Raw genomic sequence first — 16,466 nt, 5'->3', positions numbered from 1 at the left:
TTCCATCTAATCAAAAGACGAGTGGCGATGCAGATTCCTTCCACGAGAGCAAACCAACTCGTGGAGAACTCAAATGACAAACAAGGTCGTCATCGTCACCGGCGCATCACAGGGCATCGGTGCAGGCCTCGCCAATACCTTCCTGGATCGTGGCTACGCCGTGGTCGCGACATCGCGGCGGGTTTCCGAGACGGATGAGATCGGTGCCTCCGACAGGCTCGCCCGCGTCGACGGGGACATTGCCGACCCCACCACGGCAGAACGCGTGGTCGAAACCGCACTCGCCCGCTTCGGGCGGATCGATGCTTTGGTCAACAACGCGGGCATCTTCTTCACCAAGCCGTTCGTCGACTACACGCTGGAGGATTACCGCCGGCTCGCTGCCACCAATGTGGAAGGCTTCCTGCATCTCACCCAGGCGGTGGTGCGCCAGATGCTGGCACAAAAGAGCGGCGGCAGTATCGTCAGCATCACGACGCCCCTGGCCGACCATCCGATCGCCGGCGTCAACGCTTCGGTCGCCATGGCCACCAAAGGCGGCATCGAGGCCCTCTCCAGGAACATCGCCATGGAATATGCGAGGGACGGCATCCGCGTGAACACGGTGGCGCCCGGTGTCGTCGACACTCCGCTCCACAAGGACAGCCCGCGTGACTTCATCAATGGCTTATCACCTATGCCCGGCATTTCGGCTGTCGAGGAAATCGTCGAGGCCGTTCTCTTCCTGACCGAGGCGCCGCGCGTAACCGGGGAGGTGTTGCACGTCGATGGCGGCGCACATCTGGGCAAATGGTAAATCCACGCAACCCTCCCAGCGCAAAAGGGCCCGGCGTGGAACAGAGGCTCAAGGAGTTCGGCATTGCGCTTCCCCCGCCTCCCACGCCGTTCGGCGCCTATGTCGAGGCGGCCAGGGTCGGCCGGCTGCTCTTCCTCAGCGGAATGCTGCCGGTGATCGACCGGAAGCCGCAATTCATCGGACGCCTCGGCGGCGAACTTACCGTCGAGGAGGGCTACCAGGCGGCCGAACTGGCCGTCCGCAGCGCCCTCGCCGCCATCAGGCAGGAACTCGGTTCGCTCGACAAGGTGACCGGCGTCGCCAAACTTGGCGTCTATATCGCCACGCAAGGCGATTTCCGGGAGCATCCGAAAGTTGCCGACGGCGCCTCTGAACTTCTTCTCAAGGTCTTCGGCGCCGACATGCTGTCGGGCCGGGTCGTGCTCGGGGTCGCCAGCCTGCCTCTCGGCCTGCCGGTCGAGGTCGAACTGGTGGTCGAAGTCGCCGATTGAACCGGCTCGCAGCGGAGCGGCGCCCTCAGGTGCCGCTCGCGCCAAAGCTCGCTTGCGCCATGTCGAGAAAGGCCGAAAGGGCGCTCGAAACATAGCCATCCACCCGACGCACGAACAGCGTGTCGACTTCAGACCGCGCGGGCGGGAGGTCATGGATGGCGATCCTGCCCTCCTGCCGGGCGCCGGCCACCACGCTTCTCGGCAGCAGCGTAACGCCGACGCCGGCCGACACGCAGCTGATGATCGCTTCCAGCGAGCCGAATTCCAGCGGCCTTGCGGTCACGATTCCTCTCTCGGCCAGCAAGGCTTCGAGCCGCTGGCGATAGGAGCAGCCGATCTGGAATACGATCGTCTTCAGATCCGCGACCGCAGCCAGTTCGTCGATGCTGCGATGGTTGGGCGCGGTGACGAGGACGAGTTCTTCCCGGAAAACCACCTGCCAGCTCAGTTCCGGATGGCTGACGGGGCCGGCGATGAAGGCACCTTCGAGGCGGCACGCGATCACTTCGTCCAGAAGCCTGCGCGTGGTCCCGGTGGTAAGGACGAGCCTGACGGCGGGATGGGCCTTGGCAAACCGGCTGAGCAGGCCGGACAGGCGCAGTGCCGCCGTCGTTTCCAGGCTGCCGAGCGACAGGGCGCCACCCGGAACGCCCTCGTCTTGCGCGGCCATTCGCGCATCCGCCAGCAGCCTGGCGATGCGGCCGACAAAGGGCAGCACCCGCTGCCCCGCAAGCGTGGTCGAGACACCCCGCGCATGGCGCTGGAACAGGCTGATGCCAAGGTCCTGCTCGAGGGCACGAATACGGGTTGTCACGTTTGATTGCACCGTATTCAACTCCTGGGCGGCCCGGTTCATGCTGCCGAGCCGGGCTACGGCCTCGAAAACCTTCAGGTCGGATATATCCATGCCGGTGTCGGATCCGTTGTGCTTCACATATCTCAAATAGAGATAACTATTATCTCTTATATTCGTTTTTATAGATTGTCTCAGCCCACTATGGTCGTCAAGGGCGACAATCGAGGGTCGACGAATGGCCGGCACCATCATCTTGGACCGTGACGGGAATTCCCGCGAGCACAGCCCGAACCCGTGGCGCTCCATCCTGTCTGCCTTCTGCGCAAGCCTGATCGGCATCGGCCTCGCCCGTTTCGCCTATACGCCGCTGCTGCCGGCAATCGTCGATGCGGGCTGGTTCGAACCCTCGACGGCCGCCTATCTCGGCGCCGCCAATCTGGCGGGCTATCTTGCCGGTGCCCTCATGGGCCGGCCGATGGCTGGACGTTTCTCGACCGTTGCCACCCTCAGGGCCATGATGGCCCTGGCCACCCTCAGCTTTTTCGCCTGCGCCTATCCGCTCGGCTTTGCCTGGTTCTTCACCTGGCGTTTCTCCGCCGGGCTGGCGGGTGGCACGCTGATGGTCCTGGCGGCCCCAACCGTCCTCGCCCATATCGCACCGGCAAGGCGGGGACTTGCCGGCGGCGCCATCTTCATGGGCATCGGAGCGGGCATTGCCGCATCCGGCACGCTGGTGCCCTTGCTCCTGCAGCAGGGACTGCGGCAGGCCTGGCTTGGCCTCGGTGCGCTCTCGCTGCTGCTGACGGCCACCGCCTGGAGTGGCTGGCCGCGCGGCGAGAATGCGGTGGCCCAGCCGGCCGCGTCCGGCCATGCCCCGCGAACGGCAAGCCTGCGCGCCCTTTATGCCGAATACGCCCTCAATGCCGCCGGCTGGGTGCCCCACATGATCTTCCTGGTCGATTTCGTCGCCCGGGGCCTGGGTGAAGGCGTCGAGGTCGGCGCGCTCTATTGGATCGTCTTCGGCATCGGTGCCACCATCGGCCCTCTCCTGGCCGGCCACCTTGCCGACCGCATCGGTTTCGGCGCCGCCTTGCGCACGGCCTTCCTGCTCGAGACCGCCGCGGTGGCCTTGCCCGTGGGTGTCACGGGCCAGCCATGGCTGATCGCCTCCAGCCTCGTGGTCGGCGCCTTCGTCACCGGCACGGTACCGCTGGTCATTGGGCGCATCCACGAACTCCTGCCGCACCACCCTGCCCGGCAAAAGCGCGCCTGGAGCCTGGCGACGGTGTGGTTCGCCCTGTTCCAGGCCGGCGCCGCCTATGCCCTGTCCTTCCTCTTCGCCCGGAGCGGTGGCAATTACCGCCTGCTCTTCGCGATCGGCGCGGCCGCGATGGTCCTCGCCCTGGCGATCGATCTCGCCACGAATGGAATCGGCCGCACACCCCACAAGTCGGGGGAGCCAAAGCAACACTCGGGAGGTTGAAGCGGGCCAGGCCCGGGACCAGCATGCCGGGAATCACCCTCGCTCTTCCCTGCTTCATGCGGGGAGAGGAAGGCAAGGGAGGACAGGCATCCCGGCCTGCCCTCAGGCCTGCCCCACGCTGCCATAGACCATGCGGCCCTGGTGGAAGGTGGCCGTGCGCGCCGGCATGCGGGCCACCGCCTCGGCCGAGCAACTGGCGGGAACCAGGGTGAACCCCGCCTCGTCGCCGGCCTTCGGCCAGGCGCGCTTGCCGCTGCCGTCCAGCGGCAGCACGCCGCCGGTGGCGATCGACAGGGCGCGAGAGAGGTGGAACTCGTCCGAGCCATCATAGAGCTGGGCGTAGAGATTGGCCTTTTCCAGCATGTCGCCGCTGCCGAAGGGCGACCAATGATCGATCACGCTGTCCGTGCCGGTCATCACGAAGACGCCCTTCTCGCTGAGCTCAGGCAGCGGCATCACAAAGCTGCCGATCGGCACCGTCGAGGCGATGGCGATACCCTGCGCGGCAAAGCGGGTGGCGAGTTCGGACAATGCCTGCGGCGAGAGCGTGCTAAGCGCGAAGGCGTGGCTGATGGTGACCTTGCCCTTGAGCGCTGCGTTCTTCTCCACCGTATCGACCATGTACTCGATCGCCGCCACGCCGGCCGGACTGGTCTCATGCAGGTGGATGTCCACGCCCTTGCCGGTATCGAGTGCGATCTGGAACATGGCGTCGAGGGATTTTTCCATGGCGCCATCGACATTGGTCGGGTCGAGCCCTCCGACATAGGCGGCACCCATGGCCATCGCCTCGCGCAACAGTCCCTCGACCCTGGAATGCAACAGGCCGTGCTGGGGGAAGGCGACGATCTCGCAGGAGAAGTCCTCGCGATAGTTCTCCAGCGCCCGCTGCACATGCTCCAGGGCCTTCAAGCCGCTGATCGGGTCGACGTTGCAATGGCCACGCGCCACCGTGCTGCCCTTGGACTGCAACAGGGCGATGAGCCCCTCGGCACGCTGCTGCGAGATGGGCAGCAGCGCGGGCAGCAATGTCTGCTCCCGCGCGATCATGTCCATGATGGTCTTGCCCTGGCGCGGGCGCGGGGCCTGCCAGGGCCCGCCATAAAAGGTCTTGTCGAGGTGGATGTGCATGTCCCGCATCGCCGGCAGCATGAGCTGGCCATGTGCTTGGTAGCAGGGCAGGCCGTCTGCCAGCTTGGTGCCGGCTGCATGCAGGGCCGCGATCTTGCCGTCCTCGATCTCCAGCGTATAGAGCGCGCTGCGGGTGCCGATCACCGTCTCGCCATCATACTCGAAGCCTTCCTCGAGCCGCACGTCACGGAGATAATAGTGGCGATCGCCCAGCGTCGTGATGCCGGTTTCATCGGCCGGGCGGCTGGTGCTGGCGGTCGCAGCCATAGCACTGCCGCTGGCCGTCCCGATGGCCACCGGCGGCGTGGTCAGTGTTTCCCTGCGGCCGGAAAACGCCCTGCGGTTCGGTTGCTGGTGGTTTTCCACGGTGGTTTCCTGCCCTCGATCGGTTGCCTGTGCTCCCAATTTACGGGAGGGCGGATTTCTATGGCAGCGACATTTGCCAATGCTGATCATTCGATTCGAAAATGATGGGGGCCACCCACAGGGCGCGAATGAATAGCCAGTCTTTCATGCACATAGGGCTGAGATTTCCACGCCCCAAAGCACTTTGCCCTAGGCCTGCAGCCCGCAGAAGGTGATCAGCCGCTCCGCCAGGGTGATGACGGCATCGACGGCGCCATCGCGAAAATACAGCGCCAGCTCGAAATCGGTCACCGACTGCAATCCCTCGGCCTCACCCAATATGCGATGGCTCGGTAGCCGGCAGCCCGCAGGCAGCAGGGTGATGCCGAGGCCGGCAGCCGACGCCGCCATGAGCGCTCCCAGGCTGGCGCTGCTGTAGCCGACCCGCCAGCGCCGGCCGAGATCATCGAGGGCTCGGCACAATTCCTCGCGATAGAGCCCGTTGGGCGGGAACACCGCCAGCGGCACCGGGGCCTGCTCGATGGCCGGATGGGCCAGACTGTCCAGCCAGAGCAGGGGTTCGGGCCTGGCGGCGCGCGGCGGCTGGCTGCGCCGTTGCTTGACCAGGATGAGGTCGAGTTCCTCGCGGCCGTAGGCGGCATGCAGATCCGCGCTCAGGCCGCTGGTGACGTCGAGCCGTAGATGCGGGTGCTCCCGGCTGAAGACCGCGAGCAGGTCGGCGGTGGGTACGGTATAATCCTCGGGCATGCCCAGCCGGAGCACGCCATCGCGCCACAGTCCCGTCAGCGCATCATGAGCCTCCTCGTTGAGGGCGATGATGCGCCGGGCATAGCCCAATAGCTTCACACCCTCCTCGGTGAGCTGCACCTGATGCGAGGAACGTTCGAACAGCGGCTTGCCGAGCATCTCCTCCAGCCGGCGGATCTGCTGGCTGACGGTGGACTGCGACAGGGACACGCGTTCCGCCGCACGGGTGAAGCTCATGGTGTCGCACACCGACACGAAGCTGTTCAGCAGCTGCGGATTGAACATCGGATAGCGATTCATGCGCCCACCGCCGGCACCTCTCGGTTCGATCGCCCGACAATAGACCACAGCGGGCTCGATTGCTCGGAACGAAGACGTGCATGACCAAGGCATGCGCAAAAGAAAACGGCGCGGTCGAGCCGCGCCGTTTCATCAAACTCGATGGAGAATGCCTCAGTCCTTGCGGCGCAGGCGCACGATCACGTCGACGCGCGCAACTTCGTAGCCCGCCGGCACCTGCGGCATCTCGGCCATGTTGACCTCGCCGGGGATGTCGAGCACCTCATTGTCGCCTTCGACGAAATAATGATGGTGCTCATGCACATTGGTGTCGAAATAGGTCTTCGACCCGTCCACGGCAAATTCGCGCAGCAGGCCGACTTCGGTGAACTGGTGCAGCGTGTTGTAGACGGTGGCGAGCGAGACCGGCACCCGGGCCTTGGAGGCCTCGTCATGCAGCATCTCGGCGGTGATGTGCCGATCGCCCTTCTGGAACAGCAGCCAGCCCAGCGCCAGGCGCTGGCGGGTGGGCCTCAGGCCGACGTCGCGCAGCATCGAACGCACGTCATGGAACGGGCAGCCCGTGCGCTGGTGGTCGCGGGAGGAAAGCTCGCGCGAGGGCGATGCATCCGGCGTGGCCGCCTTGGCGGAACGATCGAAGTGAATGACTGTGGTCGCTGACATGATGCGGTTCTACAACTTTTCTCGGCGACATTCTAGGGCAAGTGATGCCGCAGACGCAATCATCATAATGGCTGATGCCAACTAGCCCCTGGAAAAATGGCGCTTTTTGGCGATCAGCCTCGCTTCAGGGCCGTCAAGACCTTCAACCCAGGGTGGCCGGTGACCGGCAGGCCGAGCCGGCGCTGCACATCGCGGATGGCCTGGATGGTCTTGGCGCCGATCGAGCCGTCGGGCGTACCGACATCATAGCCCCTGCGCGCCAGCAGAGCCTGCAATTCCTTGCGCTGCGCCCGCGACAGGCCGGGATCGTCGGTCGGCCAGGGCGTCGCGAAGGGGCTGCCGCCCCGGATGCGATCCGACAGGTGGGCGATCGCCAGGGCATAGGATTCGGCGGCGTTGTATGAATAGATCGCATCGAAATTGCGGAAGACCACGAAGGCCGGCCCCTGCGGCCCGGCCGGCAGCAGGATGGCGGCCCGGGCATTGCCGCCCTGCAGTGGAGCGCCATCGATGCGGGTCACGCCCATCGCGGCCCAGGAACCGAGCGGGCGCTTCTTGGTGCGTCCCGCCAGGCCGGCCTTGAATCCGGGCGGCAGGCGCACCTCATAGCCCCAGCGCGTGCCGGAGGTCCAGCCGGAGCGGGCCAGGTAATTGGCGGTGGAAGCGAGCGCATCGGGCACGGAATCGACCACGTCGCGGCGACCGTCGCCGTCGCCGTCCACGGCGAGGCGCAGAAAGGTCGAGGGCATGAACTGGGTGTTGCCGAAGGCGCCTGCCCAGGAGCCGACCAGATGATCGGGATTGACGTCGCCGCGCTGGATGATCTTCAGCGTGGCGATGAGCTCACCCTGGAAATAGGCCTGGCGGCGGCCGGCATAGCAGGACAGCGTGGCCAGCGACTGCACCAGCGGGCGCGTGCCCTTGCTCTCGCCATAGTTGGACTCGACGCCCCACACTGCCACCACCACGGCCGGGTCGACGCCGTAGCGCCGCTGCACGCCGGAGAGCACCGAGCCATATCGGGCCAGCATCTGCTTGCCGTCTGCCACGCGTTGCGCATCGACCAGCGAGGCCATGTAGTCCCAGATCGGCGTCTTGAACTCGGGCTGCTTGTTCATCGCGTCGATCACGGTCATGTCCGGCTGCAGGCCGCTGAACTGCCGGTTGATCACCGATGACGACACCCCCACCGCACCGGCACGCGCGCCGATGGCGGAAAGGCACTGTTGGAAGGAGGCGGCCGACGCCGGCAGAGCGGAGAGGGCGAGCAGCGCAAGGGCAGGCAGGACTGTCTTTTTCATGGCCATGATCATGATTCATCAAGGTAAATGAAAGATGGCCAAACCGGCCGAAACGGGATGGGCCCGGATTAATTACGCGCAATGATTGCGCGGACATGACGGGAAATGGCGCCAGTGCCTTCTGCCCTGCGGGCGCAGGACGCTCAACGGTTCGCGCCGGGCACCCAGAGCACGTCGCCGCTGGCCTTGTGGTTGAGGTAGCGGCTCGCCACGAACAGGTGGTCGGAGAGGCGATTCACATAAGCGAGCGCCTCGGCGGAGACCAGTTCGCCCACCGATTGCGACAGCGCCACCATCACGCGCTCGGCCCGGCGGCTGACGGTACGCGCCAGATGCAGCTGGCTGGCGCAGGGCGTGCCGCCCGGCAGCACGAAGCTCTTCAGCGGCGCAAGATCGGCATTCATGGCATCGATCTCCTGCTCCAGCCGGTCGACCTGGGCCTGCACGATACGCAGCGGCGTCCAGGTGATCTCCTTCTCGCCGCCCTCGGGCGTGCACAGATCCGCGCCGAGATCGAACAGATCGTTCTGGATGCGGGCGAGCATGGCATCGATATCCGCATCCTCGCGGGCGCTGTACTGGCGGGCGAGACCGATCACCGCATTGGCCTCGTCGACCGTGCCATAGGCTTCGACCCTCAGATCGGCCTTCGAACGGCGCTCACCGGTACCGAGCCCGGTCGAACCGTCATCGCCGGTACGGGTGTAGATCTTGTTGAGACGAACCATGGCGCTTGCCCCGCATTGTTTGGGTTTCGGGGATCATTGTCATTGCCGGGGCAGCGACGCAATCCAGGGGGCCGGCAAGCACAAAGGCAAATGCCTTAAGCGGCCCGGCCAGGAGAGCATCCGGCCGGGCCTTGTGCCGGCACCACGTTATCCCCAACAGGTACCGGACGGGCGGACCCTAGGGGCCGGATGTGACTCAAACGTAAACGCGGGACGGTTTATGGCACCGACGGCGCGATGCCAGTGACCGGGACAGGCCATGCGGCGGCTCGCCAGGCCGCCACATGGCCTTATCGGATCATTGGCTCAGAGCGCCGCCGAGAATCGCACCGAGGGCGAACGCCGCCACGGGATACCACATGCCGTCACGGTGGCGACGATAGCCCGGCCGGTAATCGCGATAGCCGCGATAGCCGTGGTAATAGCCGGCACCATCCGGCCGGCGATTTGGTCCCCAGCCCCTGGGATAACGGTCAGGTCCCCGGTGTTGTCCCCCCCAGTTGCCGGGGCGATGATCTCTCCAGTCGCGCTGCTGTTGCTGGCGCGGAAAGAAATTTTGGGCCTGAGCGCTTGCCAATGGAGCAGAGATTACCAATGAAGCCAATGCAATCTTCAAAAAATTCCGCATGAATCGTTCCTCGGTTAATACGCAAGCCGAGGTTACGCAACGAAATGTGAATGCAAGATGAAGCTTATATTCAAGAAATCGTAGAACTGGGAGAACTTTCGTCACTTATTTGTGAGCGAAATAGATCGCCGCCATGATGATGATGATCGCCACGGCCTGCAACAGGACGCGCATCTGCATCAGCCGCTGGGAACGCCAGCCATCGCCGCCCTTGAGCATGTTGTGCAGGCCCATGCCGAGCACGATGGCGACCGCCAGAATGGCGAAGGGCACGAGAATATAGAAGAACTTGGCCATCCCGGGGTTCTATGCCTTCGCTTAGCCGGCGTCGAGGCCGATATGGCATCCGGTCGAAAAAGTCGCGGCCGCCGGTGGGGCGGCGCCCTTCCACCGCCGGCGCGGGCAATGCTATGACAAATGCGATCATCCGCTCGAATACCGCGCCGCGGCCCCCTTCGTTCGATGACGTTGTTTTCATCGCAGAGGGAGAGAGCGGTGCTCGAGTCAGCCGGCAAGATCGTGCATGTGGTGTGCTGCGGCGCCTCTTCCTTCGATTCGATCTTCCAGCTCGATAGCCTGCCGAGCGGTCCCGGCAAGGTCCTGCCCAGCCGGGTGACGGAGGTGGCCCATGGCATGGCCGCCAGTGCCGCTGCCGCGATCGCCCGGCTGGGCGGGCGCAGCACCCTGCTCTCACGCGTCGGGGATGATGCGATCGGCGAGCATATCGTTGCCGACCTGACGGCAGCCGGCATCGACTGCCGCTTCATCCGTCGGGCCCGGGGCGCACGCTCGCCGATCTCGACCGTGCTGGTCGACCGCCATGGCGAGAGGCTGGTGGTGCCCTATTACGATCCGGCGCTCGGCCAGGATCCGTCCTGGCTACCGCTCGAATTGGTCGCCCGTGCCGACGCCGCGCTCGTCGACATACGCTGGCCCGAGGGTGCAGCCGCCGTGCTGAAGGCGGCGCGCGCGGCCGGCCGCCCCGCCGTGCTCGATGCCGATACCGGCCCGGCCGGCGTGACAATGGAACTTGCCGAGCTGGCGAGCCATGTCGTCTTCTCCGAACCGGCGGCGCTGGCGCTGAGCGGCACCTCCAGCCCAGGCGAGGCGCTGCGTGTGTTGGCCGGTCGTTTCGCCGGTTTCCTCGCCGTCACGGCCGGGCCGGAGGGCTGCTTCTGGCTCGACCGTGAAACAGGCCGGATCGAGCAATTGCGCCCGCCCGCGGTCGAGGCTGTCGACACGCTGGCGGCGGGCGACGTCTTCCATGGTGCCTTTACCCTCGCCATCGCCGAAGGGGCATCCATCCCGCAGGCCATCGCCTTCGCCAATGTCGCCGCCGCCCTCAAATGCCGCAGCTTCGGCGGGCGGCTGGGCACACCCGACCGGGCCGAGGTGGAGGCGATGCTGTCTAGAGCAGAACGCGTTCAGGCGTGAACGCCTATTTGCTCTAACTCTTTGTTCCGACGTGTCTTTGCGATTCGAGGGGACTCCGTCAAATCGCAAAACACTATAGTTTGGAAAGAACAGGTCTGAAGGAAAAATGACAAATGTTGCCGAATTGCGGGCTCGCCTCGCCGAAACGCCGATCCTGCCGGTGATGGCGATCAAGGATCCAGACGAGGGTCTAAGCGATATCGACGGCCTGGTGGCAGCGGGAGCCCCCGTGATCGAGATCCTCTTCCGCACGCCCGAGGCGCCGGCGGTGCTGAAGGCTGCCAAGGCGCGCCATCCCCGCTGCCTGTTCGGCGCCGGCACCATGCTGCTGGCGAGCCATGTGCGCCAGGCCCTCGACGCCGGCGCGGACTTCACGGTCAGCCCCGGCCTCACGCCCGCGCTGCAGGCGCTGGTCGCCGCCAGCGGTCTGCCCCATATCCCCGGCGTGCAGACGGCCTCGGAGACGATGCAGGCCTGCGAATATGGCTATGCGCTGATGAAATACTACCCTTCGGAGGCCTCCAACGGTCCCGCAGTGCTGGCGGATTACGCCAACATCTTCGAAGGCGTCGGCTTCGTCACCACGGGCGGCATCGAGACGACGCTGCTGCCGGCCTATGGCGCAGTGCGCAACATCGTCGCTGTCGGCGGCTCCTGGATGCTGCCCTCGCGCCACACGCCCGGCTCGCCCTGTCTGCAGCATCAGGCCGCCATCTTCAAGGCGGCGCGCGCAGCGGCAGGGGGATAAGGGTAAGCAGAATTCCCGGGTGCGCGGACGTCACAGCGACATGCTTGCATGTCGCGACGTCCGCATCTTTCTCACCCCAAGCGCGGCGTTTCCAAGAGCGGACGAGACGTCCGCGCACCCGGGAGAAACGTCCTTCTCTACCTCACTTGGGCGGCGTGCCGACCTCGAACTTGAAGTATTTCTTGGCCATCGGCTCGAACTCGCCGCTCTTGTAGATAGCGCGGATGGCATCGTCGAAGGCGGCCTTCAGCTTGGTATCGTCTTTGCGCATGCCGCCGCCGATGCCGGTGTCGAAGCTCGGATCCTTGGGGAAATCCTTGACTTCGCAGCAGGCGCCATCCGAGCTCGTCAGGAAGCCCTGCATGCCGACGGCATCGCCGATGATCAGGTCGATGCGCCCGGCGGCCAGATCAGCATTGGCGGGATCCTGCTGGCTATAGACCTTCAGCGTCGCCTCCGGATGAGCCTTCTCGATATAGGCGGCATGGATGGTGCTCACTTGCGCACCGATGCTCTTGCCGGCAAGGCCGCCGGAGCCGAAGTCGAACTTGTCGGCCTTGTTGCCGATGAAGACGGACGGTGTGTTGTAGATCGGAATGGTGAAGGCGATCTGTTTCTGGCGCTCCGGCGTGATCGACATCGAGCCCCAGATCACGTCGATCTTGCCGGCCTGCAGCGCCGGCATCATGCCGTCCCAGGCCATGGGGGTGATCACGCAATCGAGCTTGGCTGTCTTGCACACCGCCTTGGCGTAATCGAGCGCGAAGCCCTCCCACTCACCCGAGGCGTTCTTGAAGGCGATCGGCGGGTAAGGCTCGGCGGCGATGCCGACCTTCACCGGATCGGCTTGGGCCACAGCGGTGGCAGCGAGCAGTGACGCCCCGGCGAGCAGTGTCGCAAATATCCTGGTCTTCATGGCTGGTTTCCTCTCTGGTTTTCTCCGAATGCATTCGAGGCATCCGGGTCGTTTGATGTCGGAAGACAGTGACAAAAGCCTTCTCCCGCAAGGGAGAAGGCAAGTCGCGTCTCAATCGTTGCCCTATCGCAGCCCGCTCACCTCCTCGAAGGTCTCCTCCAGGACTTCCATGAGGAGATCGGCATCGGCCTTCGAGAAGATCATCGGCGGGCGCAGCTTGAGGACGTTGTCATGCGGCCCCTCGGTGCCCATCAGCACGCCGCGCCGGCGGGCGCCGTTGTTGACGGCCCGGGCGAACTCGGTGGCCGGCTGCTTGGTCTTGCGGTCGGTGACGAGCTCGATGCCGAGGAAGAGCCCCTGCCCGCGCACATCGCCGATGATGTCGTAGCGCTCCTGCAGCTTGCGGAAGCGGGCGAGGAGATAGTCACCCATGGCGAGGGCATTGGCGCGCAGGCCATCGCGCTCGATCACGTCGAGCACCGCGAGACCGACGGCGCAGGAGACCGGATTGCCACCGAAAGTGTTGAAATACTCCATGCCGTTGTTGAAGGAGGCGGCGACCTCCTTGGTGGTCACCACCGCGGCCATCGGATGGCCGTTGCCGATCGGCTTGCCCATGGTGACGATGTCGGGCACCACGTCCTGCAATTCGAAGGCCCACCAATGGCTGCCGACCCGCCCGAAGCCGACCTGCACCTCGTCGGCGACGCACAGGCCCCCGGCCGCACGCACCATGGCGTAGACTTCCTTCAGATAGCCTTCAGGCAAAAAGACCTGACCGGCGACGCTGGGGATGGATTCGGCCATGAACAGGCCGGGCGCCCGGCCCTGCCGCTTCATGTCGGCGATCTCACCAGCCACGCTCTCAGCATAGCGGCTGGCGATCTCCGCCACCGGCCAGTCCGCCGGGGCGCGATAGCTGTCGGGGATGGCGGCTTCGAAGACATGCGCCTTGCGGCCCTCGCCGCCCTTGCGCTTGTATTTGTAGGGGCTGAGGTCGATCAGGGCCTGGGTGGTGCCGTGATAGGCCCAGTCCAGCACGATCGCCTCGTCCCGGCCGGTATGGGTGCGGGCCATGCGCAGCATCAGGCTGTTGGCCTCGCTGCCGGTGCAGGCGAAGCTCGCCACCGTCAGCTCGCCGGGCAGCGTGGCGGTGAGCCGTTCGGCATACTCGACGATATTGTCGTGCAGATAGCGCGTATTGGTGTTGAGGATTCCGGCCTGCCGCGCCAGCGCTTCCACCACCTCAGGATGGGCGTGGCCGAGATGGCAGACATTGTTGAAGCAATCGAGATAGGCCCGGCCGCGATCATCAATCAGCCAGACGCCCTCGCCGCGCACGAACTTGATCGGTTCCTGGTAGGAGATCGAGAGATTGGGCAGCAAAGCGCGCTTGCGCTCGGCCACGATCGCCTCGCGGCTGCGGCCGCTCTGGTGGAAGGTCTCGGGCGGCACACCGGCGAATTCGGCCGGATCGGGAAATAGCTCGGCCCATACCTCGAGGTAGGGCGCTTCCCCGACGCCGAGAATCTCGGTGGCGGTGAGACCGGTCGCGGTCGACAGTTGCAGGTGCAGATGCGGCGCCCAGCCGCCATTCTCGGCCGGAGCGCCCATCTCGCCGACGAGATCGCCGGCCTCCAGGCGATCGCCCGGCTTCAGGCGCCCGACAGCCTCATGCGCCAGATGGCCCCAAAGGCTGACGAAGGGCGGGCAGCCCGCGGGAGCGTGCTCGAGCTTGATCAGGCAGCCATAGCCGAGCGCCTCGGTCTCGATCACGACTTCCTTCACCGTCGCCGCCAGCGGCGTGAACAGCCTGGTAGCCGCCGGCAGGAAGAGGTCGAGGCCGAGATGGCGCGTGCGGCGCGTGCCCGCCACCAGACGGGATTCGAACATCGGGCTGGTATAGACGGTACGCTCCTCGCCCCAGGGGCCGATGCCGAGATCGATGCCCTCGCGCGCGCAATGTTCGTCCCACCAGGCCGTGGCCTTTTCCGGCTCCTCGGCGGCCGAGGCTACCGTCATCGGATTGGCCGGGTCGCCATAGGGCACCAGCCCCTTGCGCATCCGCGCCGGATGCTGCGACAGGACCGGGCGGAAGCCCTTGGCCTCAGCCCGGATCCAGCCGATGGCGGCCCGGGATCCCGGCACGGCGTCGAAGCCGCAGGCCTGGCGCAGGATCGCGGTGGCAAAGACCGGATTGATGGCATCGAGCCGTTGCAGCAGCGTCCAGGCCGGGGCTTCGCTGACGGCGAGATAGGGATTGTCGGCGACCTTGTCGTGGCGCTGGGCCGACATCGTCACGCTGGTGGCCAGGCGCATGGCGATCAGGTCGAAGAGGACGTCGATCTCCTGCTCCTGCAGCGGATAGGCGGCGTGGAAGCCTGCGACGATGGCCGCGGCCGCCCCGATGGGATTGGCGAGGTCGAGGATCGAATAGGCGCAGGCGACGGCGAGTTCCGCGATCAGCAGGGAATGCAGCGCATCGCCGAAATCGATCAGGCCGGCGACACGGCCCGAGCCGTCGGCAGCGACCAGCACGTTCCAGTCATTCGCGTCGTTGTGGATGACGGCGGCGCGCAACGCCGGCAGGCGCGGCGCCACATCGGCGTCGAAACGGTCGAGGAAGCGGGTGAGCAGCGCCCGCTTCTCCGGATCGGCGACGAAATGAAGGCGCTGGCGCGCCTCTCCGGCCGTGCGGATGTCCCATTCGAAGCTGCGGAGCGCGCCGGGATGGATGAAGCCCTGCATGGCACGATCGAGCTCGCCGAGCACGCGACCGAGATCAGCAAGGGTTTCGAGCGTGCGCTCGGCCTTGGCCAGCGGCTCGCCGAGCTGCCATTCGACCATGCGCGCCCGGAACGGCCCGCCTTCCGCCTGCACCTCGGCGAGGGCCTTGCCATCCCGGCTGCGCTTGAGCCGCGGCACCGACAGACTGGGTGCATGCGCCGCGAGATGATCGAGCAAGGCGGTCTGGAAATCGCTCTGCTCCTGGGGCTCGCTGGCATTGACGATCTTGAGCACGAAGCCCGGTTCGCCGGGAACCTCGATGCGGAAATTCTGGTCGCGCTCGCTGGCGAGCGGGCTGATTGCGCCTTCGACGCCAAAAACATCCCGCGCAATCGCTTGAGCCTCGGCTGGAGACAGGGAGGGTGCGGGATGGGTCAGATCGGTCATGGAACAAGCTTTTCGGCGAGGCTACGATACGCTGAGCATCGCCTGGGCTGGCCAGCGGAGCACCCGTTTATCCGCCGGTTCGACCGACCGATTGCCGGCTTTGACCGGCAAACGTCCGGCGGCTAAGAAGAGCGGTAATGAAGGATCTCGACGACAAAGACCGCACCATTCTCAGCATCCTGACGCGCGATGCCAAGATTCCGCTGAAAACCCTGGCGGGCCGCATCGGGCTGTCGCGCAGCGCCACCAGCGAGCGCGTGCTGATGCTGGAACGCGCCGGCATCATCCGCGGCTATCGCGCCGATGTCGGCACGCTCGAAGACGGCGCGGTCGGCGCCTTCCTGATGATCAACCTGGTGCGCACGCCGGCTCCGCGCGTGCTCGACCAGCTTGCCGCCTATCCCGAAGTGCGGCGGGTCTCCTCGATCGGCGGCCAGCTCGACCTGGTGGTCGAAGTCGAGGCTCCCTCCATCGGCCGCCTCAACACCATCCGCGACAGCGTCGCCCTGCTCGAGGAGGTCGACGACCTCACCACCGCCATCGTGCTGCGGCGGGATATCGACCGGATGGGGTGAAGGCGTTTTCCAGTTGCCTGGGCATCGTACTTGGTCTTGGTGCTGCCATACCTCGAAGTCGCTGTGTCTGAGGAGGGGAAGAACAGGCAGAATGCCCGTGCACCCTGTGTAGTTGGAATGTGTCAGGATGGGTGCGGGCGAGAGACCGTGTGCACCCCGGCCCGTTAAGGCCGTTTTCCGGCTTGGTCC

16 protein-coding genes are annotated in these 16,466 nt (G+C 65.5%); 6 read left to right on the top strand and 10 right to left on the bottom strand.

Annotated elements, in window-relative coordinates:
- The first annotated feature begins 73 nt into the window (after window positions 1-73).
- Window positions 74-796: an SDR family NAD(P)-dependent oxidoreductase gene (locus BA190_RS32260; protein ID WP_068298257.1), complete on the top strand. Its 723-nt coding sequence runs from the start codon at window positions 74-76 to the stop codon at window positions 794-796.
- The gene (locus BA190_RS32255; RefSeq protein WP_068298254.1) at window positions 790-1,287 is read left to right on the top strand and encodes a RidA family protein; all 498 of its coding nucleotides are present in this window, start codon (window positions 790-792) and stop codon (window positions 1,285-1,287) included. Before BA190_RS32260 ends, BA190_RS32255 begins: the two co-directional genes overlap by 7 nt.
- 25 nt (window positions 1,288-1,312) lie before the next feature.
- Here BA190_RS32255 and BA190_RS32250 read toward each other — a convergent pair whose 3' ends face one another.
- Window positions 1,313-2,194: a LysR family transcriptional regulator gene (locus BA190_RS32250; protein WP_068298251.1), complete on the bottom strand. Its 882-nt coding sequence runs from the start codon at window positions 2,192-2,194 to the stop codon at window positions 1,313-1,315.
- Window positions 2,195-2,318: 124 nt separating this feature from the next.
- On the opposite strand from BA190_RS32250, the gene BA190_RS32245 reads away from it, so the two are divergent.
- The gene (locus BA190_RS32245) at window positions 2,319-3,566 is read left to right on the top strand and encodes a YbfB/YjiJ family MFS transporter (protein ID WP_068298248.1); all 1,248 of its coding nucleotides are present in this window, start codon (window positions 2,319-2,321) and stop codon (window positions 3,564-3,566) included.
- Between the two features lie 102 nt (window positions 3,567-3,668).
- Here the strand turns inward: BA190_RS32245 and BA190_RS32240 are convergent, their stop codons facing one another.
- The 7 genes from BA190_RS32240 to BA190_RS32215 all read right to left on the bottom strand — a co-directional run bounded on the left by BA190_RS32240 (window position 3,669) and on the right by BA190_RS32215 (window position 9,727).
- Entirely contained in the window at window positions 3,669-5,063 is a 1,395-nt protein-coding gene (locus BA190_RS32240; RefSeq protein WP_068298246.1) for an amidohydrolase family protein, read from the bottom strand.
- Between the two features lie 189 nt (window positions 5,064-5,252).
- Window positions 5,253-6,110: a LysR family transcriptional regulator gene (locus BA190_RS32235; protein WP_068298241.1), complete on the bottom strand. Its 858-nt coding sequence runs from the start codon at window positions 6,108-6,110 to the stop codon at window positions 5,253-5,255.
- A 153-nt stretch (window positions 6,111-6,263) separates the two neighbouring features.
- Complete coding sequence (irrA, locus tag BA190_RS32230) at window positions 6,264-6,773, bottom strand: iron response transcriptional regulator IrrA (protein ID WP_082980194.1); 510 nt, start codon at window positions 6,771-6,773, stop codon at window positions 6,264-6,266.
- A gap of 113 nt (window positions 6,774-6,886) precedes the next feature.
- The gene (locus BA190_RS32225; RefSeq protein WP_068298298.1) at window positions 6,887-8,074 is read right to left on the bottom strand and encodes a lytic murein transglycosylase; all 1,188 of its coding nucleotides are present in this window, start codon (window positions 8,072-8,074) and stop codon (window positions 6,887-6,889) included.
- 143 nt (window positions 8,075-8,217) lie between these two features.
- Window positions 8,218-8,802 carry a cob(I)yrinic acid a,c-diamide adenosyltransferase gene (locus BA190_RS32220; RefSeq protein ID WP_068298237.1) on the bottom strand — a complete coding sequence of 195 codons (585 nt, stop codon included), beginning with the start codon at window positions 8,800-8,802 and terminating at the stop codon, window positions 8,218-8,220.
- A 298-nt stretch (window positions 8,803-9,100) separates the two neighbouring features.
- The gene (locus BA190_RS37000) at window positions 9,101-9,430 is read right to left on the bottom strand and encodes a hypothetical protein (RefSeq protein ID WP_082980193.1); all 330 of its coding nucleotides are present in this window, start codon (window positions 9,428-9,430) and stop codon (window positions 9,101-9,103) included.
- Between the two features lie 105 nt (window positions 9,431-9,535).
- On the bottom strand, window positions 9,536-9,727 hold the full coding sequence (locus tag BA190_RS32215; protein WP_068298234.1) for a twin transmembrane helix small protein: 192 nt from the start codon (window positions 9,725-9,727) through the stop codon (window positions 9,536-9,538).
- Window positions 9,728-9,925: 198 nt separating this feature from the next.
- Here BA190_RS32215 and BA190_RS32210 point away from each other — a divergent pair, with 198 nt between their 5' ends.
- On the top strand, window positions 9,926-10,864 hold the full coding sequence (locus BA190_RS32210) for a PfkB family carbohydrate kinase (RefSeq protein WP_245315023.1): 939 nt from the start codon (window positions 9,926-9,928) through the stop codon (window positions 10,862-10,864).
- Window positions 10,865-10,970: 106 nt separating this feature from the next.
- Window positions 10,971-11,612, top strand: a complete 642-nt coding sequence (eda, locus tag BA190_RS32205; protein ID WP_068298228.1) for a bifunctional 4-hydroxy-2-oxoglutarate aldolase/2-dehydro-3-deoxy-phosphogluconate aldolase — start codon at window positions 10,971-10,973, stop codon at window positions 11,610-11,612.
- 142 nt (window positions 11,613-11,754) lie between these two features.
- Here eda and BA190_RS32200 read toward each other — a convergent pair whose 3' ends face one another.
- Entirely contained in the window at window positions 11,755-12,528 is a 774-nt protein-coding gene (locus BA190_RS32200; protein ID WP_068298225.1) for a transporter substrate-binding domain-containing protein, read from the bottom strand.
- 123 nt (window positions 12,529-12,651) lie between these two features.
- Window positions 12,652-15,702, bottom strand: coding sequence for an aminotransferase class III-fold pyridoxal phosphate-dependent enzyme (locus tag BA190_RS32195; protein ID WP_068298222.1), 3,051 nt, complete (start codon window positions 15,700-15,702; stop codon window positions 12,652-12,654).
- 137 nt (window positions 15,703-15,839) lie between these two features.
- Between BA190_RS32195 and BA190_RS32190 the strand changes: the two genes are divergently transcribed.
- Window positions 15,840-16,277: an Lrp/AsnC family transcriptional regulator gene (locus tag BA190_RS32190; protein ID WP_068298220.1), complete on the top strand. Its 438-nt coding sequence runs from the start codon at window positions 15,840-15,842 to the stop codon at window positions 16,275-16,277.
- Window positions 16,278-16,466: the final 189 nt, after the last annotated feature.

The organism is Labrys sp. WJW, assembly GCF_001676615.1.
Taxonomy (GTDB): Bacteria; Pseudomonadota; Alphaproteobacteria; order Rhizobiales; family Labraceae; genus Labrys; species Labrys sedimenti.
This window is presented reverse-complemented; position numbering and strand designations above follow the sequence as displayed.